Raw genomic sequence first — 20,200 nt, forward strand, 5'->3', positions numbered from 1 at the left:
TCAAACCATCACACGGGGGTGCAATGATTCAAGCAAATGTTATGTATTCACCAAATAAAAATATTCGGTATCAACAAACTTGGCACACTATTGAGTTCTCAAACAACAAACACTTACCGGTTCTTTACCCACCATTCCAGGCGGTAATTTCGTCCAGCGTTATATTCATATTCTATAACTTCGAATTCCTGAAAGTCAAATCCATTGTTTGTGATTTGAACCAGTATTCTCAGTTCCCATTCTTTTCAATTCCTTATCCACAAGACTGTGGAAAAACCTTGATTTTCTGGGGTTCTGCCGCCGTTTCACATCCGGTTATTTCTTCCGTTTTGTTCTCGGCGACAAGGAAAAACTATACACAGGTTTTGGGGGTCCTGCAAATCGGGTGGGTGGTTTTTGACGGTGACCGTGCACACTTAATTTCGCAACACCGATTAAAGCGCGAGTTCTAGCGGATCGGTACCCGAAAACATTTCATGCAACGCACGAAAAGACATCTTAAAAACGGAAGCCGACCACCAAGGTGGTCGGCAATCCCTGTACAGCTAGTCTTCGACGATCTCAGCGTCGATGACCCGTGGATCATCCAGCGGCAACGAGCTGGGCACCACCGTAGGGATTCCCTCGAAGGCAACCGCGGCATTCTCGATCACGCGCTTGGCCATGTACCGATTGCCGACACCGCCGATGGCCGCGCCAACGCCAAACGGAACCAGTCGGCCCATGGTGCTGGCAGCCTGGGTGCCGATGATCTTGCGCAAGAACTTCTTCTGCATGGTGCGCTGCATGGCGGAGTAGATGCTCGTGGACTTGCCGGCACCGAAGGACTTGGCCCAGCCCTGGACCGGTCCTCCGCCGCGGCCTGCGGCTTGGGCAGTCAAGCCGGCAATCATTGAGCTGCCTTCCTCGCCCATCATGATGCCCATAACCAGCACTCGTGACCGATCCGGGTCTTCGATGGCAATGCCGTGCAGTTCTGCCAGGCTCTGCGCATACAGCGCAGAAGCTTCCAGGAAGCCCAGCGTTGCAGCAACGGAAAGGCCCAGCGCCACGCCGGTGCCGACAGCAGGGACGGCTGCGGTTCCACCCACGGCTGCACCGGTGCCGGTAACCACACGCAGGTAATCGCGCTCGACAATGGCTGCCAGCTCGGCTGCCGTGGCTTCCGGGTGCTTCTTGCGCAGCCGCTTGATGTAGGCAAGCACCAGCGGGCGCTGCACGCCGATGCCCTTCATGATGGCATCCTGCACGCCGGAGCGCGGCTTTCCATCCTTGCCGAGCAACGTCATTGAAATCGGATCGTTTTTCATGATGGCTCCAGCTTATCCGCAAGACCCTGAGAGTTGCCTTGAGCGCTCTGCCTTCACACAAGCGTCTTGAAAAATTCCTTGAAACTCCCCAATGCTGGTGAAAGAGTTGGCTTATGAAGAACGCTCAGGCCAAACGGTATAACCATGCCTTGAAAAGCGCCGGGATCTCGGAGCACCCGGTCGCTTTGCTCGATCTCGATGCCTTCGATTCAAACGTGATCGCCCTACGCGAACGGGCCGGCGGCGTGCCGATCCGCATCGCTTCCAAGTCCCTGCGTGTACGCAAGGCGTTGGAGCGGGCGCTCGACGAGCCAGGCTTCCGGGGCGTTCTCTGCTTCACGTTGGCCGAAGCATTATGGCTGGCCAGCCACGGTTTGAAGGACTTGGTGGTTGCGTACCCGCAAACGGATGCCGAAGCGATCAGCCGGTGGGCGGCCAGCGAGCAGGCCTGCGAAGCTGTCACCCTCATGGTGGATACCGAAGAGCAGCTGGACCTGATCGACAGAATCGCGCCGGGGCACCCGGCATTGAAGGTCGCCTTGGAACTGGATGCCGCCTATTACCCCAGCGGCAATATCCGCATCGGCGCCGCACGTTCGCCGCTGAGCCGGCCGGAACAGGTCGCGGCGCTGGCCGCCGAGGTGCACCGTCGCCGCAACTTCATCCTAGACGGGTTGATGGGCTACGAATCCCAGATCGCTTCGGTTCCCGATGGAGGGTTCAGCCCCAAGGCGCTGATCGCGCGCAAGCTGCGCCAAGCCAGCGCCGCCGAACTGGCCGAGCGCCGGGCCGAAACCGTGGAATTGGTCCGGGAGCTGGGCGAGCTGCGTTTCGTGAATGCCGGCGGCACAGGTTCGGTGGAAAGCACTGTCCAAGAACCCGCTATCACCGAGATTGCCGCGGGTTCAGGGCTGTTCGCGCCCGCGCTGTTCGATTCCTATCGCGCATTCCGACCCGCCCCTGCCCTGTATCTGGGCTTCCCTGTGGTCCGCCGTCCCGATGAGCGAACAGTCACCATCCTCGGAGGCGGTTGGACCGCATCGGGTCCAGCCGGCAAGGACCGGCTGCCAAGAATCGAGCACCCAAAGAAGCTGCGCTATCTGTCCATGGAAGGAGCCGGCGAGGTGCAGACCCCGCTCACCGGCCCCAGCGCACACCGCATCGCCATTGGCGAAACGGTCTGGCTGCGCCATGCCAAGGCCGGCGAACCTGCGGAACGGGTTAATAAGATGGCGGTGTATTCCAAGGGCAAGATCATCGAGCAGTGGCCCACCTACCGCGGGGAAGGCAAAGCATTCCTGTGAGCACCTTCAAGAACTTCGCGCGCACCGTTGTCGCGCACCCGGCAGCCATCCGCTCCCCGCGCAGCATCGCGGAATTGGCGCAGGTCCTGGAACTGGCCGCCGACCTGGAGCAGCCGGTGCGCACCGTCGGCGCAGGCCATTCCTTCACTCCGCTAGCGGCTACAGACGGCATCTTGCTGAACCTGGATGGCTTCCAGGGAATCGAGGAAGTCGACGCCCTCACCCACGAGGTGACCTTCCGCGCCGGGACCCGGCTATGGCAGATCCCCGCACTGCTCAAGCCCTTCAATCTCGCGTTGGAGAATATGGGCGATATCGACAAGCAATCTGTAGCCGGAGCCATCAGCACCGGAACCCACGGCACCGGCCTGGGATTCAGCGGATTCAGCGGAACGGTCACCGGGGTACAGCTCCTGCTGGCCGATGGCACCCACCTGCGTGCCAACTCTCAGGAGAACACCGAACTATTCGAGGCCTCCCGGCTTGGCCTGGGAGCGCTGGGGGTGCTCACCCACGTGCGGCTGCGCTGCGTCCCGCACTACATGATGCGTGCGGAGGAAATCATCGAACCCATCGGGCTGATCGCCGAAAGCTTCGTCGAGCGCGCACGGGAAGAAGACCATCTGGAATTCTTCTGGTTCCCGGGCACCGGCAAGGCCCAGGTGAAGATCAATACCCGCCTCGACGGCCAAGTCCCGACCGAGCAGCCGCCGGCGGCAGCCCGCTGGCTGAATGATGAAGTTGTCTCCAATGGCGCATTGCAGCTGCTCAGCTCGGTGAGCGCGGCGCTGCCGAAGACCACGCCGGCCTTGGCCACGGTGGCGTGCGCCGCGTTGCCCGAAAGCAGCCGCATCGCACCGTGGAACGAAGTGTTCACCAGTGCGCGGCGGGTGCGTTTCACCGAAATGGAATATGCGCTCCCGCTGGCCAACTTCGATGAGGCTTTCGCCAGCGTGCGGGCGTACTTCAAGCGTTCGGGAACCGGGGTCTTCTTCCCTGTCGAGGTGCGCACCGCGGCCGAGGATTCCACCTGGCTGGGAACTGCCAGCGGCCGGCAAACTGCATATATTGCCGTGCACCGCTACATTCGTGATCAGGCTCCGGGATACTTTGCAGCCATGGAAGAGATCTTCCGCTCCCTGGGCGGCCGGCCGCACTGGGGCAAGGAGCATACGCTTCAGGCTGGGGAATTGGCTCAGCTCTACCCGAAGTTCAGCGATTTCACGCGGGTTCGCCAGGCTGCCGATCCGGAGGGCAGATTCCTCAATCCGTATCTGCGCAGCTTGCTCGGCGCCTAGAATTGGATGTCGGCCCAGATCAGCGGGCTTGATTCCTTCGCGAAGTCGGGGACTGTTCCCGGCAACGCCTGGGAAGTGCTCGGCTGGTTCTCCTTGATGCGGCCCTGGCCCAATACCTGCCAGGTTTCGCTCGGCACCAGGTAGCTGCCCGAATCATTGACAGCGTTCTCGTGCTTGAGTTCCTTGAGGAAAGGGTCAACGCGATCAGCGGAGCCATCTTGCAGGCCCAGTGCACCGGCAATGACAAAGCGGTCTTCGCCCACGCCTTCTGCATGTTCGCCGTCGTCGGTGCGAACATAGTTCTCGCCGGAGAGATAGCCGTCGATGACCTTCAGCTCGTCCATCTGGCGTGCCTTGGCGAATTCCTCATCCTGCGCATCCGGCTGGGTTTGCGTCGCCAGGATATGCACCGGCTCGCCACGGTACTGGATGGGAATGTCCCATAGGCCGGTGCTCATCACGGGGATGGACGCTGCCAGCACGCCGGATAAGTCGGTGTGGTGCAGCATGTCGTTGGCAACGTGTTGCCACTTGAGCTGGGAGACGCTGGTGACCTGCTCTTGGGCGATCGGGTACTTCGACAGCACGACGATCGACCCCTGCTCCGCGAATGCGGCCTGGCCCCACGCGTCCTCGGCGCTGCCGATCACGCCGTCGGCGTTCAAGTCGGCGCCGCTTTGCAGGCCTTTGGAGCCCACCGCCAGATAGGAATACCCGTAGTCCACGTCGGCGCGGTCGTCGCCCAGATTGTTCAGATAGTTCTCATTGAGCGCGTCAACTGCCTCCTGGGTGGCGTCCATATCCGTCAGCACCACCACGTCCGCGTTGGCGCTGCTGATCTTGTCCGCAACCTGGGCTGCCTGCCGGTCGGTTCCGCGCATCAGGGCCGCGGGCAGCTCTTCGGGGGTTTCGCCGGTGAGATTTGCCTGGATGGTTGCCACGCGCAGCGAGGTCTCCGAAAGCTGCGCGGCATTGGCGCCTGCTGGGTCGCCGGGTCCGGTGGGTGCGGCAAGTGCGCCGGTTGCGGGGAGCATCAGAAGTGCCCCTAAACCCAGGCTCGCTGTTCCGACTAATAACTTGCGCACCCATCCACCCTACGACGTTCAGCTACCGCTTTCCAGCACCTTTACCGGATTGTAATGCCGCAGCCGCAGCGGCCTTCTTGTTCGCGGAAAGGACTTCTTCCATATACGGGGCACGCACATGCGTGGATACCCGGGCGTCCACCAGGCATACGCCGCGGGCGCCTGCATCAACCCACTGCTGCACGGCGGCGAGGTCTTCCAGCGAGCCAACGCGGATTCCGGTCGCTCCCATGGAGTTGGCAATGCCGGCAAAATCCACGGTAGGGATCAGCATCGGATCTTCGTGCAGGCCGACGGATCCGTACTGGTGGATTTCCGCACCATAGGCGGAGTCGTTGTAGATGACGATGACGCCGCTTTCCACGGTGCGCACGATCGATTCGAGGTCTGCCAGGCCCATCAGGAATCCGCCATCTCCGGCGGCCAGCACGACCGTGCGGCCTTCCGCCGCCGGGGCCGCACCCACCATGGAGGCGATGCCCAGGCCGATGGACTGGTAGGCGGTTCCCACACAGGCCAGGGAGCGCGCACCGGAAGTCGACCAGTACATCGGACCCCAGCCGATGAAGTGCCCGCCATCCTGCACCAGCACGCGGTTGGCCGGCAGGATGCCCTGCAGCTCGCTGGCCACGCGGCGCGGATCCAGCTGCCCGTCGGAGGCCTGCTCGTCGCCGGCGGGGCGGCTGCGCAGCTCGGACAGGTCAAGGCCTGCGCGCCATGCGTCATCGGCTTGCTCCACGGCACCGAGCAGGTCCGCGGCAGCCAGGGCCGCATCGCCGGTGGCGAAGTAGTCGACGCGCGGATTGGTGGCCGCGCATCCCAGATCGATCTGGATCAGGGTGGCATCGTCTGCCACTAGCTCGCCAAAGCGCATGGTGAACTGGTTCAGCGAGGCGCCGAGCACCAGTACGGTATCTGCCTGCGCGATGATCGCGGCGTTGGCCTCCGTGGAGAACCCTCCGGTGATGCCCAGGTCGAACTCGTAGTCCAGCAGGTCGCGGGCCAGCAGCGTGCCCGAGGCGGTGGCCCCCAGCTTCTGAGCCAGCGCCTGGACCTGCTCGGCGGCATCAATTGCGCCGCGGCCATAGAGGATGTGGGTGCGCTGCGAGGCGTTGAGCTTGGCAGCGATCTGCTCCAGCTGGGTGGAGTTCAGCTGCGGCGCCGGCGGGGTGCTGCGCAGGGAGGCGAAATCGGGAAGCTGCTCTTCGAGGGAATCCAGCGCTGCCAGGTCGTAGGGAATGGCCAGGACCACCGGCAGCTGCTCGCGCAGCGCATGAGCCGCCGCCTCAAGGGCGGTCGCACCCGGGGTGTTGCGGTCGACGACGTAGCGGGGCGCCCGCACCGCGGCATCGATCGCGGCCTGGTCCACGTCCCAGCCGCGCAGGCCCGACGTCGGCGCGTCGCCGGTGACGAACAGCAGCGGGGTCCGCGCCGCGGCGGCCTCGGCCAGGGCAGTGGTGGTGTTGGTGTAGCCGGCACCGTAGGTGGTGGAGGCGATGGCCAGCTTGTTGGAGATGCGGAAGTACGCGTCGGCGGCCGAAACGGCGGCCGATTCATGGCGCACTGCGGTGTAGTCGAAGCCTGCACGCACCGCGGCGTCGAGGAAGTGGGCGTTGCCGTTGCCCATCAATCCGAAAATTCGCGGGGCCAGGGGCTTGAGGGCATGGGCAATGGCAGCTGAAACGCTGGACATTATGGACTCTTTTCAAGAAATCGTGCTGAAGAAATTCCATATATGTCTGCCGTTACCGGTTGCTTTACCGCAACGGGTATCGCCCCTTTTGAGAGCGCCGGAACCAGCTGGAGCCGTGTTCCTGACTCACTGATGATAAGGCAGGAACCCTGCTCGGCGCTAGGATCCGGTGACCGCGACCCGGAAAGCCAGGGAGGCGAACTCCTCCAAAAGTACCATGTACTGCAAATTCCATTCACGATACGATCGAGATAACTCTTAGTTGACTTGAACCTTATAAGGCAACCATCGAACGTTATCGAGAGGGAACGCATGCTGAAGTTCTTCGGGATCACCACTGGCGCACCGGCCGGCGGCAAAGTCCGCGCATGGCAGGGCGTGGACCGCAAGCACCGGGGCATCGCCTTCGCCGTGTCGCTGGCGCTGGCATCGGCCGCGTTCCTGGCGGCCCGCTGGCTGCTCTCGGGCCTGCCGCCGGAGCACTCCCTGCCCTATGTTCCCTGGCTGGCCGCCGCGGCCATGCTGCTCATCAGCACCCTGGTGGCCGAGCGCTCGATGATCAGCAACCAGCCGGCCGAAACCGGCGGCATCTAGGCGCAAAAAAGCTGGGGGAAGATACGGGCAACCCGGATCTTCCCCCAGCTTCGCGCCAACCGGCTAGGCGTTGCCCAGCCAATCGGCGGCGTCGTTGACCAGCTGCTGAGGCGAGGCCGAAATATCCAGCACCACGCCGCGCTCGTCAGCCTGCAGCTCGTCAAGCGTCTCGAACTGCGATTTCAGCAGCTCCACCGGCATGAAGTGCCCGGTGCGCTCGGCCATGCGCTGGGACAGCAGCTCGAAGCTGCCGTTCAAATGGATGAACACCGTATCCGGCGCCTGCGCCCTGATCTGGTCGCGGTACTTGCGCTTGAGCGCAGAGCACGCAATGATCAGCGGCTTGCCATCCTCGGCGGCCAGCCGCTTGCCGATGTCGCCGAGCCACGGTTCGCGGTCTGCATCATCCAGCGGGATGCCGGCAGACATCTTCGCGATATTCGCCTGCGGATGCAGGGAATCCCCGTCGAGGAACTCCGCGGCGATCCGCTGGCCCAGCAGCTCGCCCACGGTGGATTTGCCGCAGCCGGAGACCCCCATGACCACGATGCGTCCGGCCCCGGTGCCCGATGGCGCCGACAGCGGCTTGTCCATGATCGCCTCGCTCACCAGTCGTGCACCGTGCCGTCAACCAGGCGGTTGTACAGCAGGTAGGCCTGCTGGTACGGGTAGGACAGCGCGGCTTCCTCGTTGAACTCGACGCCCAGGCCAGGCTTGTCGCCTGGGTGCAGGTAGCCGTCCTTGAAGGTCATCGACTGCTCGAAGACGGTGTTGGTGGCGTCCGAGTGCTGCATGTACTCCTGGATGCCGTAGTTGTGGATGGCCAGGCCCACGTGCAGCTGGGCGGCGAATCCACCGAAGACGGCCTGCGCTTCGGCGGCTCGCTGCCATGGGAATCGAGCATCCTGGACTTCTCCGGGATGGCCGTCCGAGTCCTGGGAGATCGGCCCCTCGCTGGATACCATCAAGCAGGTCATGAGCGAGGTCGATGACTCGAGCAAGGTCGTGCTGCACGTGTACTTCCGATGCCATTCGTCATGGACGAGGCCAGCGGCCTGCGCGATGCAGGCGCCATGGTCGCCGGCTTCGGCACGTCCGACACCGCGCTGATGGATAGCCTCTCGGGCAAGTTCGCCCCGCAGGGACGCATGCCGTTCGCGCTGGCCGGCACCCGCGAGTCGATCACCGAGCAGTTCAGCGACTTGCCTGGCTATGCGCAAACCGCCGACGACGCGCTGTTCGAGTACGGTTTCGGGCTCAGCTACTAGGTAATGAAGCGTGCTGTGCGGCTACCGCGCGTTTGCGTGGCTGGCCGCGTAGTCCTGCGCGCTGAGCTGCCCCAGGCGCGAATGGCGCCGTCCGTAGCCCAGGTAGAGCGCCGCGCCGGCGATCATCCAGATGATGAACACCAGCCAGGTGTGCCAGCCCAGCTGGCTCATCAGGAACAGGCAGGCGAAGATGCCCAGGATCGGGGTGACCGGATACAGCGGCAGCTTGAACGTCCGCGGGGCCTGCGGCTGCTTGCGGCGCAGGTAGATCACCGAGGCGCCGACCAGCGCGAAGGCGAACAGCGTGCCGATGCTGGTGGCGTCGGCCAGCGCGCCCAGCGGGATGAACCCGGCGGTGATCGCCACCAGGATGCCGGTGATCCAGGTGCCGGCGGCCGGGGTACCGGTGCGGTTCGACACCTTGCCGAACACCGGCGGCACCAGCCCGTCGCGCGACATGGCCAGCAGGATGCGGGTCTGCCCGTAGAGCACGGTCAGCACCACCGAGGCGATGGCCAGCACGGCGGCCACCGCGAAGGCCAGCACGAAGATCGGCTGGCCGGTCAGGTCGCCGACGATCTGCACCAGCGGCGCCTGGGCGCCTTCGAACCAGTTCCATTCGCGTGCGCCGATCGCCGAAACTGCCACCAGCACGTAGGTGATGGTCACGATCAGCATCGAGAGCATGATGGCCCGGGGCAGATCGCGCTTCGGGTTCTTCGCTTCCTCGCCGGCCGTCGAGGCGGCGTCGAAGCCGATATAGGAGAAGAACACGCTCGATGCCGCCGCGGTCACGCCGGCCGCGCCCATCGGCAGCAGTGGCTCGAAGTTGCCCGCGTTGAAGGCGCTGAAGGCGACGACCGAGAAGAAGATCAGGATGCCTGCCTTGATGGCCACGACGATCGAGTTCACGATGGCCGATTCGCGCGCCCCGCGCACCAGCAGCACGGTGGCCAGCACGACGACGATCAGCGCCGGCAGGTTCACCACCCCGTCCTCGGCCGGGCCGCCGGCCAGCGCCGCAGGCAGCTCCATGCCGAAGGCGCGCAGCGTTTCATTCACGTACTGGCCCGCGCCGACGGCCACCGCGGCCACGGACACGGCGTATTCGAGCACCAGGCACCAGCCGCAGATCCAGGCGATGCCTTCGCCCATGGTCGAATAGGAATAGGAGTAGCTGGAGCCGGATACCGGGACCATGCCGGCCATTTCGGCGTAGGACATCGCCGAAAGCAGCGCGGTGATGCCCGCGATCACGAACGAGATCCAGATGGCCGGACCGGCGATCGGCACGGTATCGCCAAGGATCACCAGGATTCCGGTGCCCATGGTGGCGCCGACGCTGATCATGGTCAGCTGCCACATGCCCAGGGTGCGGCGCAGTTGGCCTGCTCCTGCATTGGTTTCTGCCTCGGCGATCATATTCGTGATCGACTTGCGGCGGCGCAGCTGCGCGCCCAGCATAGTCGCCGGGCCGGCGCTCACGAATGGTTTGCGATTCATCGCGGATCCTCAATGGGGGTGGTCTTGCCGCCTCGCCCCGGCCTTGGATGCGGACGGACGCTGCGCGTGGAAGTTCTGAACTGGAATATCATGTCACGGCCGGATCGGGTCCAGCTTTTCCAGAATCCACCAATTTCTCGCCAATTGCGGCCCCTTCTTGGGGTTTAACTGAATTCGCGGTCCAGGCGGAACGCGTGCACTGAGATGGAATTCATTATCTGGAGTGCATAATTATGCACGAATCGCTGCCCGTTACCCGCTTCGCAGGCACCCCAATCCTCCCTGCGTACATCGAAAACCACCGAGGTTTTCCACAATATTAGAAGACATATTCGAATAGGAGAAGTATAATTAGAACATGTCCGAAGCAAAGGCGCACGGAAACGGCCAGACCCCACCAGCACCCCCAGATGCCTTCGACCTGCATCTGGAGCAGTTGAACGACGACCTCGTCCAGCTCGAAGAACACGGCACCAAAGCCGAATGCGCCCACGCCATCGAAGGCCTCGAAGCACTCGCCTCCTACATCCGCTACCGGCAGGCCTGCCTCTCCCACCAGATCGAGAAGGACTTCGTGCGCGACCACGAGGAACGCGGCGTCCACATGGATGACCAGACCCGCGGCGCCGCCGCCTGCGTCGCCATGGCCCGCAAGCAATCCCCGCACGGCATGCGCAACTACCTGGTCAACTGCCGCATCCTCTTCGAAGACACCCCTCACCTGGCCGCCGCCTGCTCCCGCGGAGAATTCACCGAAGCGCAAGCCCAAGCCATCCTGACCCCGCTCCAGGAACTGAGAGCCCAGCGCCGCACCGAATTCGACCAGTACTTTGCCCAGAACCCCGACATGTTCGACTCCATGGGCACCCGCCAAATCACTCAAACCGTGCGCAAGTTCGTCCTTTCCTACACCTCTGATCAGGAATCCATCAAGCAGAAAACCGTCGAGGAAGACCGCAACCTCACCCTGGAAATCGACCAGCAGCGCGGCTGCATCAAGATCCGTGGCGAATACCCCCTGTTGCCCGGCATGTGTCTCAAGCGCTACCTGGACGAGGAATCCAAGACCTTGCGCAAGAAAGGCGACCCGCGCACCCGCACCCAGATCCGCGCCGACCTGCTCTTCAGCTACATGATGATCGGCGAACCCTCCAAAATGCCCGTCGCCCTGAACATCGGGGTGATCATGACCGACCGCGCCCTGTTCGCTGGCGAACGCGAACCAGCACTCCTGGAAGGCTACGGCTACATCCCTGCCCAAAGCGTGCGCGAATGGATCGGCGGGCACCAGATCCCTAACGAGCTGACCTTCGAGCAGATGGACGCGAAACTCACCCGCGAAAACATCGAGCAAATCGAAGTGCGCACCGAACTCGCCCGCTTCTACACCGCGCCGGGCGACCAGGAACTGATTTCCATGGATTCCAAGGCGCGGATCTTCCCGGAGAAGCTCAAGAAGTTCATCGCCGTACGCGACCGGCACTGCCGAACCCCGTTCTGCGACGGCATCGTGGAAGAAATAGACCACGTCAAGCAATACGCCCGCGGCGGCAAAACCACAGTGTCCAACGGCGATGGCCGCTGCGCGGCCTGCAACAAGGCAAAGCAAGCCGCCGGATGGTACGAATACACGACTTACGGCAACGGGCACAGCATCACCATCTGCCCCGGCTCGGCCATGTCCTACAAATCCACCGCACCCCCAGCCACCGGGTACGCGCACAAGCCGTTCCCGCAACTGATGCGCGACGGCACGTGGCTGCAAAAACTCAAAGAACGGCTGAGACCGCCTGATGGCCCAGAATGTGCCGCTGCCTGAGACGCGGCAGGCAACTATTGCGCACGCTCCTGGCTCGCAATGCGCTTGAACCCGCTGGCGTCGGGTAGCAGGACATGGCGAAGCCGCCTGGAAGTTGCCTCCCAGGCGACCTGGTTCCGGAATCTACTTGCTGGCGGCTTCTGCCAGCAGTTCAACGATGTGGCGGTATTCCTTGCCCGTCGCCCGGGTCATGCCCAGTTCGCAGGTGCGGTTGCATGAAGCGTGTTCCTGCGCATCCAGTTCACGGACCTCAGCGGCTTCGCGAGCGGTAGCCGACTCGGTCAGCTCTGGATGCAGCATGCCGCGGTCGCCGGCATAACCGCAACAGCCCCAGTTCACCGGCGTATTCACGGTATCCGCCACAGCCTCGGCGATCTTCTGCATATCCGCGTTCAGGCCCATCTGCGTGGACGAGCAGGTCGGGTGCAAGGTGACCGAGGCGATCTTCTGCAGCTCTGGCAGCTTGTCCAGCAGGTGCTGCGAAGTGAACGCCAGCAGGTCAACCACTTCATAGCCGTGCTCGGCCAGGGTATGCGCAAACCCTTCGGTGCAGCTGGAGGCATCCGAGATGATGGGCAGGTTCTTGCCAGGCATGGCGGCGCGGACTTCTTCCAGCACGCGCTGGCCCATGATTTCATGGCCCTGCGCGTAGCCCTTGGAAGTCCATGGGGTGCCGCAGCAGGTGGATTCAATGCCCTCGGGGACGTAAACCGAGACTCCGGCGGCGTGCAGCAGCTGGGTGAACGACGATGCAACACCTTCACCGTCGCCGGCCGGGCCGAACATCGAATTCACGCAGGCAGGCAGGTAAATGGCCAGCGGCTCGGTGCCCGCGGCCCCCAGGTTCCCGGCCATCGGCTTGCGAGCCTTGCCGCCGGCAGGCAGTTCAGCGTCGTAGCGCGGCATGACGTCGGTGCTGACCACCTTGCGGGCAACATCGGTAACGCCGCGGACCAGCGACGTCGGGAACTTGTCGGCGACGCTCAGGGCCAGCGAACCAGCCCGGGTGGCCCCGCCCCAGCCCTTGGCCGCGGCCTTGAAGCCGGCTTCCAGCACAGGGTGCGCGTCTTCGCGGCGCAGGCGCTTGACCAGCAGGCCGGTGTTGATGCCGACCGGGCAAGCGGTGACGCACATGCCGTCAACGGCGCAGGTCTGCACGCCGTTGTACTCGTAGTCGCGCTCAAGCTCGGCAGCCAGCTCGGTGTTGCCCTCGGCTTCGGCCTTGGCGATGGCGCGGCGCACGACGATGCGCTGGCGCGGGGTCAAGGTCAGGTCCTTGGACGGGCAGACCGGCTCGCAGTAGCCACATTCCACGCAATGGTCGGCCTCGACCTCGATGGTCTCGTTGAGCTTGATATTGCGGATGTGCGCGGCATGGTCCTCGTCGATGATCACCCCGGGGTTCATCATCAGGCGCGGATCGCAGGCTGCCTTCAGTTCCAGGTGCACCTCGTAGAGCTCATCGCCGTACTGCGCACGGACGAATGGCGCCATGGCGCGACCGGTACCGTGCTCCGCCTTGAGGTTGCCGTCCTTGTCCAGGATCAGCTGGACCATCTTGTCGTTGAAGGAGTTGTAGCGGTTCAGCGCCGTATCGCCTTCGAAGCGGTCGGTCAGCATGAAGTGGATGTTGCCATCCTTGGCGTGGCCGAAGATCACCGAATCCTCGTAGCCGTACTCGGTGAACAGCTCCTGCAAGCTGCCGCAGGTTTCAGCCAGGGTCTCGACCGGGACGACGACGTCTTCGAGCAGCGCGGTGGTACCGGTGGCGCGGGCGCCGGCCACCGATGCATACAGGCCCTTGCGGAACTTCCACGCGGCCTGGCGGTTCTTGGCATCCGGGGAGAGGATCGCCGGGGCGCGCAAGGCCGCGGCGTCGAGCAGCGACTGGCCAGCTGTGCGCAGCCCTGCCAGCTCCTCTTCTGAGTCCGCATGGTATTCGACCAGCAAGGCGGCCTGCTGGTCGACCTCGAAGCCCATGATGGCATCGGGCACGCCGGGCAGCGACTGGCCCACGCGCAGCGAGGTGGAGTCCATCAGCTCCAGCGTAGCTGCGCCGGAATCCACGAGTTCGGGCAGTGCGCGGGTGGCCAGATCCAGGTTGTCGAAGACCGCCAGGGTGGCGATGGCCAGCTTGCGGATCGGCACGGTGCGGAAGACCGCCTCGGCGACAAAGGCCAAGGTGCCCTCGGACCCGATGATCAGGTGGGCCAGCAGCTCGGCCGGGGTGTCGTAGTCCAGGAAGGCATTAATGCCGTAGCCCATGGTGTTCTTCAACCCGAAGTGCTTCTGGATCTTGGCCACCGATGCAGGGTTGCTGCGCACGCGCTTGACCAGCTTGTCCAGGGTGGCGACCAGCTGCGGCTCGGCGGCGGCCAGCTTGCGGTCGGCCTCGGGATCCGCGGTGTCGATCATGGTGCCCGAAGGCAGGACGAACGTCATGGATTCCAGGGTGCGGTAGGTGTTGAGCTCTGTTCCGCAGGCCATGCCCGAGGAGTTGTTCGCGATCACGCCGCCGATGGTACAGGCCGCCTCGCTGGCCGGATCCGGCCCGAGCTTGCTGCCATAGACGGCCAGGCGGGCGTTGACCTGGCGGACGGTGGCGCCTGGCTGCACGCGCACGCGTGCTCCGTTGTCGAGCACGGTAATGCCGCGGAAGTTGCGGCGCACGTCGATCATCAGGCCGTCGCCGCTGGCCTGTCCGGCCAATGAGGTGCCGCCGGAGCGCAGGGTGACCGGCTGGTTGTTCCGCGTGGCCGCTGCAAGCAGCGCGGAGACCTCCGCTGCGTCCTTGGCCAGCACGACAGCTTGCGGGGTGTACAGGTAGTGCGAGGCATCCGAGGCATAGGCGACGCGATCGATGGATCGGGTCTTGACACGGTCCTGGTCGCCGACCAAGTCGAGGATTCCGGATGAAACCGTCGTTTCTCCGAGTGCTGGCGTGCTCAATGCCATGGTGCGCTCCTGTGCAGTTGGCAAGCGGCGCTTGCCGAATACGGAAATTGTCTTACAAGTACACATGCCATAGTAGTACGATTCGTGGGATACTTGTTAGGCATATTTTTCGCGGCTCGAAAGGACCCTTGTGGCAGCCCGTTTAGGTGTCGTTTCCGTAGTCCAGGTGGTCATCCGGTCACTGCGCGCCCGGATTTTCAGCGGCGAACTGGCACCCGGCACCCCGCTGGCCGAGGTCGATGTCGCCGCGCGATACGAAGTTGCCCGTCCAACCGCCAGGGCCGCACTGGAGAACCTTGTCGCAAGCGGCCTGCTGACCCGCAATGCGCACCAGACCGCAAGGGTCACGCTGCTCTCCGCGCGCGATGCGCTCGATATCTACCGCACCCGCGCCATCATCGAAGCAGAGGCCGTGCGCCTGCTGGCCGCCCAACGCGAGGTCCCGTCCGAGGCACGGGAAGCCAATGCGGAAATCACCGAACTGGTCGGCGCTTCGCCGATCGACATCATCGATCCCGACATCCGCTTCCATGCCGCCCTGGTCCAGGCGCTCGGCTCGCGGCGCACCAGCGCAATCTACGCGCAGCTGACCGACGAGATCCGCCTGTGCATGACCCACGTGCAGGATGCCACGCTGCTGTCCACCAAGGACATTGCCGCCGAGCACGCACGGCTGCTGCAGCTGATCTCCGAGGGCGAGGCGGCCGCCGCCGCGAAGGTGCTGGAAGAACACCTGCGCACCGCCAGCAACAAGCTGGCCGAGCATTTGGAGAGCCTGTAGGCATGGGACTGTTCAGCCGGAAGCCGCAGGTCAGCTTCGATCAGATCGACTCGCTCCTGTCGCGGATCCCGGATCTGCAACTGGGCGCGGTGAAGTTCTCGGCGCACACGCTCGCAGCCGGCTGGAGGAAGACCACTCCCAAACCGGGCATCGACCTGACTACGTGCGGGCTGACCGGCTGGCTGGAGCTTGAAGAAACCCTGCGCTTCACCGAGGGCACGCTGTCGGTGCATGAAACCTGGACCGGCTCGCCCGCACTGTTCTTCATCTCCACCCCGGCGAGCGCTCCGGCGGATTCCGCAGCCGGCGAAGCGCTGGCCGGCGTTCCCGAAGACCACGCGGGCATCCTGCATCCCGGCGAGGACGGAAATCTTCAGCTTCTTGCCACCCTGGACCCGGTGCAGCTGGGGCAGCTGGACCGGTGGATGCGCACCTTCCCGAGACTGTAGCGCCCTGCCTGGCAGGCAGGAAGGCTCCGCGTTGAGTGCCGCAACCTGACGCGGGATTTTCCACCAGATTCCACCACCATCAGCACAGTCATTCGACACGCCTTCACGCATACCCCCACCCCTATTCTTGACATACCCCCGGGGGTATAGCTTAGGGTAGTTCCAGACACCCCCACGAAAGGACATCCCATGCTTCTGGAACGCTTCTACGACGAAGACCTGGCGCAGGCCAGCTACTTCATCGGCTGCCAGGCCAAGGGCGAGGCGATCGTCGTCGATGCCCGCCGCGACATCTCCGAGTACCTGGCGCTGGCCGCCAAGCACGGGATGCGCATTGTTGCGGTGACCGAAACGCACATCCACGCCGACTACCTCTCCGGCACCCGCGAACTGGCCGCCGCCACCGGAGCGGCCACCTACGTCTCGGGCGAGGGCGGGGCCGACTGGCAGTACGGCTTCGAGGCCGAACGCCTGATGGACAAGGACACCATCACCCTGGGAAACATCACCGTGACCGCGCGCCACACTCCGGGCCACACCCCGGAGCACCTCTCGTTCCTCATCACCGACGGCGCCTTCAGCGACCAGCCCGGCTACATGCTCTCCGGCGACTTCATCTTCGCCGGCGACCTGGGCCGCCCGGACCTGCTGGACGAGGCGGCCGGCGGCGTGGACACCCGCTTCGCCGGGGCCAAGCAGCTCTTCGCCTCGCTGAAGAACGTCTTCCTGCAGCTGCCCGACCACATCCAGGTCTACCCGGGCCACGGTTCGGGCAGCGCCTGCGGCAAGGCGCTGGGCGCCGTGCCCTCCACCACCGTGGGCTACGAACGCAACTTCGCCTGGTGGGGCAGCTACCTGGCGAGCAACGACGAGGCAGGCTTCATCGCCGAGCTGCTCGACGGCCAGCCCGACGCCCACGCCTACTTCGCCCGCATGAAGCGCCAGAACCGCGATGGCGCCAAGGTGCTCGGCCCCCTGCCCGAGCTCGTCGAGTTCACGGCGGAGCAGATCATCGAGCAGACTGCCGCGAATGACGCGGTCTTCGTCGACACCCGCGGACACCTGGCAGTGGCCGAGGGCACCGTCGCCGGCGCGCTGGCCATCCCCGCCATCGCCAAGATGGCGAACTTCGGAGCCTGGGCCTTCGACCCGGAAGCCGATGACCGCCAGCTGATCCTGTTCGCCGAGGACCTCCAAGCCGCGCAGCAGATGCGCGATCACCTGATGCGCGTGGGCATCGACGCGGTGTCCGGCTACGCGACCAGCCTCGAGGGGCTGCCGGCCTTCACCCCGCCAAGCGTGGCCCCGGCCGAGCTGGAGAATTTCGAGCACGCGCTGCTGCTGGATGTGCGCAACCGCAGCGAGTTCGCCGCCGGCGCCATCCCGAACGCCAAGCACATCTCCGGCGGCCGCGCCCTGTGGTCCCTCGACGTACTGCCGGCCGACGGCAAGATCGTCACCTACTGCCAGAGCGGACTGCGCAACTCGATCGTCGCCAGCGCCCTGCGCGATGCCGGCTACGACGTAATCGAGCTGGCCGGAAGCTATGCCGGCTGGGCCGCAGCCATGCACAAGACCAACGCCTGACCCATCCCGAACCCCAAGGAAGCACCCGAAATATGAGCGCCCCCATCAACGTCATGGACGCCGCGACCCTGAAGAACCTGCTGGCCACCGAGGATTCGGCCGTCGCAGTCCTGGATGTGCGCACCCCCGCGGAATTCGAATCCGTGCACATCCCCGGCTCGTACAACCTGCCGCTGGACCTGGTAGCGGAACACGCCCACGACGTGACCCGCAAGCTGGCCAAGCAGATCGTGCTGGTCTGCCAGTCCGGCACCCGCGCTGGGCAGGCGCAGCAGAAGCTGGCCGACCTCCAAATCGAATCCGGCAGCGTGCTGGATGGCGGCATCTCCGCCTGGGAGAAGTCCGGCGGCGAGGTGGTGCGCGGCACCCAGCGCTGGGCCATGGACCGCCAGGTCCGCATGACCGCAGGCTCGCTGGTGCTGCTGGGCTTCATCGGCTCCAAGCTGGCCAGCCCCAAGCTCGGCTACCTGTCCGCGGGCATCGGAGCGGGCCTGGTCTACTCCGCGGCCAGCAACTCCTGCGCCATGGCCAGCGTGCTGTCCAAGATGCCGTGGAACAAGGCAAGCGCCCATGGCAAGGCCAACCCGCTGGCGCAGATCCCCGACGCCGGACAGCAGCTGAACCCGCACGGCAAGTAGGCGCCGGCAGTGGAACCCTTATTGATTCTGGTCCTGGCCCTGTCGGTCGTCGTCGGCCTGGCCCTCGGCCTGTTCGGTGGCGGCGGTTCCATCCTGATGGTTCCACTGCTCACCTACGTGGCGGGGATGGACGCCAAGCAGGCCATCACCACCTCGCTGTTCGTGGTGGGCGTGACTTCGCTGGCCAGTCTGCTGCCGCATGCGCGGGCCCGCAATGTCCGCTGGGCCGCAGGCCTGGTCTTCGCCGCTTCGAGCATGAGCGGCGCGCTGCTCGGCGGCCTGGCCAGCGCCGCCATTCCCGGTGGCGTTCTGATGGCGGCCTTCGCCATCATCATGCTGGCCAGCGCACGGAACATGATCCGCGGACGGAAGAAGGACAACGATGCCGCGGCCAAGGGGCGGTCGCTGCTGCTGTACATTCCCGTCGGACTGGCAGTCGGCATGGTTACCGGATTGGTGGGAGCCGGCGGCGGATTCCTCATCGTCCCGGCCTTGGTGCTGCTGGCAGGGGTGCAGATGAAGCACGCGGTCGGCACGTCCCTGCTGGTCATCTCGCTGAATTCGGCCTCCGGAATGCTGGGGCACCTGAATTCCACTTCGGTCAACTGGCCGTTGGCGCTGTCCATTACCGCGGCGACGATCATCGGCTCGCTGGTCGGGGCACGGCTGACCGCCCGGGTTCCGGAGCAGAAGCTGCGCCGGGGATTCGGCTATTTCGTCCTGGCCATGGGCATCTTCGTCCTGTCCCAGGAGCTGCCGCATCCGGCAGGACTCGTCCTTGCCAGTGCCGCCGCCGTTGCCGTCATCGCCTGGGTGCTGTGCACCAAGATCCCGGCGCTGGCCGCCATCTGCCCCTGGCGCAAAGCCCCCGCTGGCCCGGCCCCGACTGCGGGCTAGCTCGCATCTACCCATAGGAATACCCATGAAACCGCTAGAATTGACCGAGACGAACTTCGCTGGAACCGTCAAGTCCTCCCAGATGCTGCTGGTCGACTTCTGGGCAGCCTGGTGCGGCCCGTGCCGCAACTTCGCGCCCATCTTCGACACCGCGGCCGGCCTGCACGAGGACGTGGTCTTCGGCAAGGTCAACACCGAGACGCAGCAGGACTTGGCGGCCGCCGCCCAGATCACTTCCATCCCGACGCTGATGGCGTTCAAGGACGGCGTGCTGGTTTATTCCCAGCCCGGCGCACTGGACTCCCGAGGCCTGGAAGAATTGGTCGCCTCGCTGAAGAACCTGGACATGGACGCCGTCCACGCCGAACTGGCCGCCGCTCAGACGTCCGAGCCATAACCCCGGGGTCCGCCCCACGGTCATTTTTGAATGGAGCAGATCATGCGCAATGCGGATGAAGCCACACGCAAGCGAATCCTGAACCGCCTGAAGCGGGCCCGCGGCCAGCTAGATGCCGTCATCAACTCGGTGGAGGGCGACGGCAAATGCCGCGATGTGGTGACCCAGCTTTCCGCCGTATCCACCGCTCTGGACCGCGCAGGATTCGCCATCGTTTCCTCGGCCATGCAGCACTGCCTGGTTGATCCGGAGCAGACCGCCGAAGCCGAAGACGGCTTGACCATCGAGGAGCTGGAAAAGCTCTTCCTTTCACTTTCATAGATCTACGGCTATCACGCCAGAAAAGGAGGCACCCGATGTGCCGACAGGTTTCCTGCAAGAAATGCGGCAAGACCACATGGGCCGGTTGCGGCCAGCACGTTGATTCGGTCATGCGCGGCGTTCCCGCCCGCGACCGCTGCCAGGGCCACGAGAACGAGCAGAAAACCGGCTTCTTCAGCCGCCTGTTCGGCCGCTAGATCCGGCCTTCGTCCCCCGCCCATCCACCACAGATGCCTGCGCGGGGGCCGCAGCAGCTCGCGTTGTTCACACAATGGTTCCGATAAGCCAACCATTGTGGCAA

General features: G+C 64.4%; 20 protein-coding genes and 1 pseudogene. 14 read left to right on the forward strand and 7 right to left on the reverse strand.

The window, feature by feature from the left end:
• Positions 1-452 (forward strand): hypothetical protein (locus EKH49_RS16950; RefSeq protein WP_236641187.1); only part of this gene is annotated, 452 nt, incomplete at its 5' end.
• A 93-nt stretch (positions 453-545) separates the two neighbouring features.
• Here the strand turns inward: EKH49_RS16950 and EKH49_RS14890 are convergent.
• Positions 546-1,310 (reverse strand): hypothetical protein, encoded by a 765-nt coding sequence (locus tag EKH49_RS14890; RefSeq protein ID WP_038993642.1) that lies wholly within the window; start codon positions 1,308-1,310, stop codon positions 546-548.
• Between the two features lie 113 nt (positions 1,311-1,423).
• Between EKH49_RS14890 and EKH49_RS14895 the strand changes: the two genes are divergently transcribed.
• Both EKH49_RS14895 and EKH49_RS14900 read left to right on the forward strand, forming a co-directional pair.
• Positions 1,424-2,614: an alanine racemase gene (locus tag EKH49_RS14895; RefSeq protein WP_128471468.1), complete on the forward strand. Its 1,191-nt coding sequence runs from the start codon at positions 1,424-1,426 to the stop codon at positions 2,612-2,614.
• Positions 2,611-3,912: a D-arabinono-1,4-lactone oxidase gene (locus tag EKH49_RS14900; RefSeq protein WP_236641188.1), complete on the forward strand. Its 1,302-nt coding sequence runs from the start codon at positions 2,611-2,613 to the stop codon at positions 3,910-3,912. Before EKH49_RS14895 ends, EKH49_RS14900 begins: the two co-directional genes overlap by 4 nt.
• Here the strand turns inward: EKH49_RS14900 and EKH49_RS14905 are convergent.
• Both EKH49_RS14905 and EKH49_RS14910 read right to left on the reverse strand, forming a co-directional pair.
• On the reverse strand, positions 3,909-4,946 hold the full coding sequence (locus tag EKH49_RS14905) for an endonuclease/exonuclease/phosphatase family protein (RefSeq protein WP_128471469.1): 1,038 nt from the start codon (positions 4,944-4,946) through the stop codon (positions 3,909-3,911). The two genes, EKH49_RS14900 and EKH49_RS14905, sit on opposite strands and share 4 nt — an antisense overlap.
• Before the next feature lie 73 nt (positions 4,947-5,019).
• On the reverse strand, positions 5,020-6,690 hold the full coding sequence (locus EKH49_RS14910) for a thiamine pyrophosphate-binding protein (protein WP_128471470.1): 1,671 nt from the start codon (positions 6,688-6,690) through the stop codon (positions 5,020-5,022).
• Positions 6,691-7,002: 312 nt separating this feature from the next.
• Between EKH49_RS14910 and EKH49_RS14915 the strand changes: the two genes are divergently transcribed.
• Entirely contained in the window at positions 7,003-7,284 is a 282-nt protein-coding gene (locus tag EKH49_RS14915; protein ID WP_128471471.1) for a hypothetical protein, read from the forward strand.
• 63 nt (positions 7,285-7,347) lie between these two features.
• On the opposite strand, the gene EKH49_RS14920 is transcribed toward EKH49_RS14915, so the two are convergent.
• Together EKH49_RS14920 and EKH49_RS14925 are read right to left on the reverse strand one after the other, a co-directional pair.
• Positions 7,348-7,893, reverse strand: a complete 546-nt coding sequence (locus EKH49_RS14920) for a gluconokinase (protein ID WP_236641189.1) — start codon at positions 7,891-7,893, stop codon at positions 7,348-7,350.
• A pseudogene (locus tag EKH49_RS14925) lies at positions 7,890-8,138 on the reverse strand (enolase C-terminal domain-like protein); the annotation flags it as partial. The gene EKH49_RS14920 and the pseudogene EKH49_RS14925, both read right to left, overlap by 4 nt.
• Before the next feature lie 171 nt (positions 8,139-8,309).
• Here EKH49_RS14925 and EKH49_RS16735 point away from each other — a divergent pair.
• Entirely contained in the window at positions 8,310-8,552 is a 243-nt protein-coding gene (locus tag EKH49_RS16735) for a hypothetical protein (RefSeq protein WP_201739626.1), read from the forward strand.
• A gap of 21 nt (positions 8,553-8,573) precedes the next feature.
• On the opposite strand, the gene EKH49_RS14935 is transcribed toward EKH49_RS16735, so the two are convergent.
• Complete coding sequence (locus EKH49_RS14935; RefSeq protein WP_128471472.1) at positions 8,574-10,055, reverse strand: amino acid permease; 1,482 nt, start codon at positions 10,053-10,055, stop codon at positions 8,574-8,576.
• Between the two features lie 358 nt (positions 10,056-10,413).
• Between EKH49_RS14935 and EKH49_RS14940 the strand changes: the two genes are divergently transcribed.
• Positions 10,414-11,874, forward strand: coding sequence for an HNH endonuclease (locus EKH49_RS14940; RefSeq protein ID WP_128471473.1), 1,461 nt, complete (start codon positions 10,414-10,416; stop codon positions 11,872-11,874).
• Between the two features lie 123 nt (positions 11,875-11,997).
• Here EKH49_RS14940 and EKH49_RS14945 read toward each other — a convergent pair whose 3' ends face one another.
• Entirely contained in the window at positions 11,998-14,829 is a 2,832-nt protein-coding gene (locus EKH49_RS14945; protein ID WP_201739627.1) for an FAD-binding and (Fe-S)-binding domain-containing protein, read from the reverse strand.
• A 130-nt stretch (positions 14,830-14,959) separates the two neighbouring features.
• Here EKH49_RS14945 and EKH49_RS14950 point away from each other — a divergent pair, with 130 nt between their 5' ends.
• From EKH49_RS14950 to EKH49_RS16740, 8 genes are all read left to right on the forward strand, one after another.
• Entirely contained in the window at positions 14,960-15,610 is a 651-nt protein-coding gene (locus EKH49_RS14950; RefSeq protein WP_128471474.1) for a GntR family transcriptional regulator, read from the forward strand.
• A 2-nt stretch (positions 15,611-15,612) separates the two neighbouring features.
• Entirely contained in the window at positions 15,613-16,059 is a 447-nt protein-coding gene (locus EKH49_RS14955) for a hypothetical protein (protein WP_128471475.1), read from the forward strand.
• A gap of 189 nt (positions 16,060-16,248) precedes the next feature.
• Positions 16,249-17,646, forward strand: a complete 1,398-nt coding sequence (locus EKH49_RS14960) for an MBL fold metallo-hydrolase (protein WP_128471476.1) — start codon at positions 16,249-16,251, stop codon at positions 17,644-17,646.
• A 32-nt stretch (positions 17,647-17,678) separates the two neighbouring features.
• Positions 17,679-18,284, forward strand: coding sequence for a rhodanese-like domain-containing protein (locus tag EKH49_RS14965; protein ID WP_128471477.1), 606 nt, complete (start codon positions 17,679-17,681; stop codon positions 18,282-18,284).
• 9 nt (positions 18,285-18,293) lie between these two features.
• Positions 18,294-19,181: a sulfite exporter TauE/SafE family protein gene (locus EKH49_RS14970; protein WP_128471478.1), complete on the forward strand. Its 888-nt coding sequence runs from the start codon at positions 18,294-18,296 to the stop codon at positions 19,179-19,181.
• 25 nt (positions 19,182-19,206) lie between these two features.
• The gene (trxA, locus tag EKH49_RS14975; protein ID WP_128471479.1) at positions 19,207-19,578 is read left to right on the forward strand and encodes a thioredoxin; all 372 of its coding nucleotides are present in this window, start codon (positions 19,207-19,209) and stop codon (positions 19,576-19,578) included.
• A 42-nt stretch (positions 19,579-19,620) separates the two neighbouring features.
• The gene (locus EKH49_RS14980; RefSeq protein WP_038993621.1) at positions 19,621-19,899 is read left to right on the forward strand and encodes a metal-sensitive transcriptional regulator; all 279 of its coding nucleotides are present in this window, start codon (positions 19,621-19,623) and stop codon (positions 19,897-19,899) included.
• A 35-nt stretch (positions 19,900-19,934) separates the two neighbouring features.
• Positions 19,935-20,096 carry a hypothetical protein gene (locus EKH49_RS16740; RefSeq protein WP_162989147.1) on the forward strand — a complete coding sequence of 54 codons (162 nt, stop codon included), beginning with the start codon at positions 19,935-19,937 and terminating at the stop codon, positions 20,094-20,096.
• The last annotated feature ends 104 nt before the right edge of the window (positions 20,097-20,200 follow it).

This window comes from Glutamicibacter sp. HZAU (genome assembly GCF_004100365.1).
GTDB lineage: Bacteria > Actinomycetota > Actinomycetes > Actinomycetales > Micrococcaceae > Glutamicibacter > Glutamicibacter nicotianae.

Excerpts from the sequence above, each read along its gene's own strand:
- EKH49_RS16735 (WP_201739626.1), top strand. The coding sequence starts at position 8,310 with ATGCCATTCGTCATGGACGAGGCCAGCGGCCTGCGCGATGCAGGCGCC.
- EKH49_RS14980 (WP_038993621.1), top strand. The coding sequence starts at position 19,621 with ATGCGCAATGCGGATGAAGCCACACGCAAGCGAATCCTGAACCGCCTG.
- EKH49_RS14935 (WP_128471472.1), bottom strand. The coding sequence starts at position 10,055 with ATGAATCGCAAACCATTCGTGAGCGCCGGCCCGGCGACTATGCTGGGC.
- EKH49_RS14940 (WP_128471473.1), top strand. The coding sequence starts at position 10,414 with ATGTCCGAAGCAAAGGCGCACGGAAACGGCCAGACCCCACCAGCACCC.
- EKH49_RS14895 (WP_128471468.1), top strand. The coding sequence starts at position 1,424 with ATGAAGAACGCTCAGGCCAAACGGTATAACCATGCCTTGAAAAGCGCC.
- trxA (WP_128471479.1), top strand. The coding sequence starts at position 19,207 with ATGAAACCGCTAGAATTGACCGAGACGAACTTCGCTGGAACCGTCAAG.
- EKH49_RS14960 (WP_128471476.1), top strand. The coding sequence starts at position 16,249 with ATGCTTCTGGAACGCTTCTACGACGAAGACCTGGCGCAGGCCAGCTAC.
- EKH49_RS14955 (WP_128471475.1), top strand. The coding sequence starts at position 15,613 with ATGGGACTGTTCAGCCGGAAGCCGCAGGTCAGCTTCGATCAGATCGAC.
- EKH49_RS14965 (WP_128471477.1), top strand. The coding sequence starts at position 17,679 with ATGAGCGCCCCCATCAACGTCATGGACGCCGCGACCCTGAAGAACCTG.
- EKH49_RS14915 (WP_128471471.1), top strand. The coding sequence starts at position 7,003 with ATGCTGAAGTTCTTCGGGATCACCACTGGCGCACCGGCCGGCGGCAAA.
- EKH49_RS14945 (WP_201739627.1), bottom strand. The coding sequence starts at position 14,829 with ATGGCATTGAGCACGCCAGCACTCGGAGAAACGACGGTTTCATCCGGA.
- EKH49_RS14890 (WP_038993642.1), bottom strand. The coding sequence starts at position 1,310 with ATGAAAAACGATCCGATTTCAATGACGTTGCTCGGCAAGGATGGAAAG.
- EKH49_RS14905 (WP_128471469.1), bottom strand. The coding sequence starts at position 4,946 with ATGCTCCCCGCAACCGGCGCACTTGCCGCACCCACCGGACCCGGCGAC.
- EKH49_RS16740 (WP_162989147.1), top strand. The coding sequence starts at position 19,935 with ATGTGCCGACAGGTTTCCTGCAAGAAATGCGGCAAGACCACATGGGCC.
- EKH49_RS14910 (WP_128471470.1), bottom strand. The coding sequence starts at position 6,690 with ATGTCCAGCGTTTCAGCTGCCATTGCCCATGCCCTCAAGCCCCTGGCC.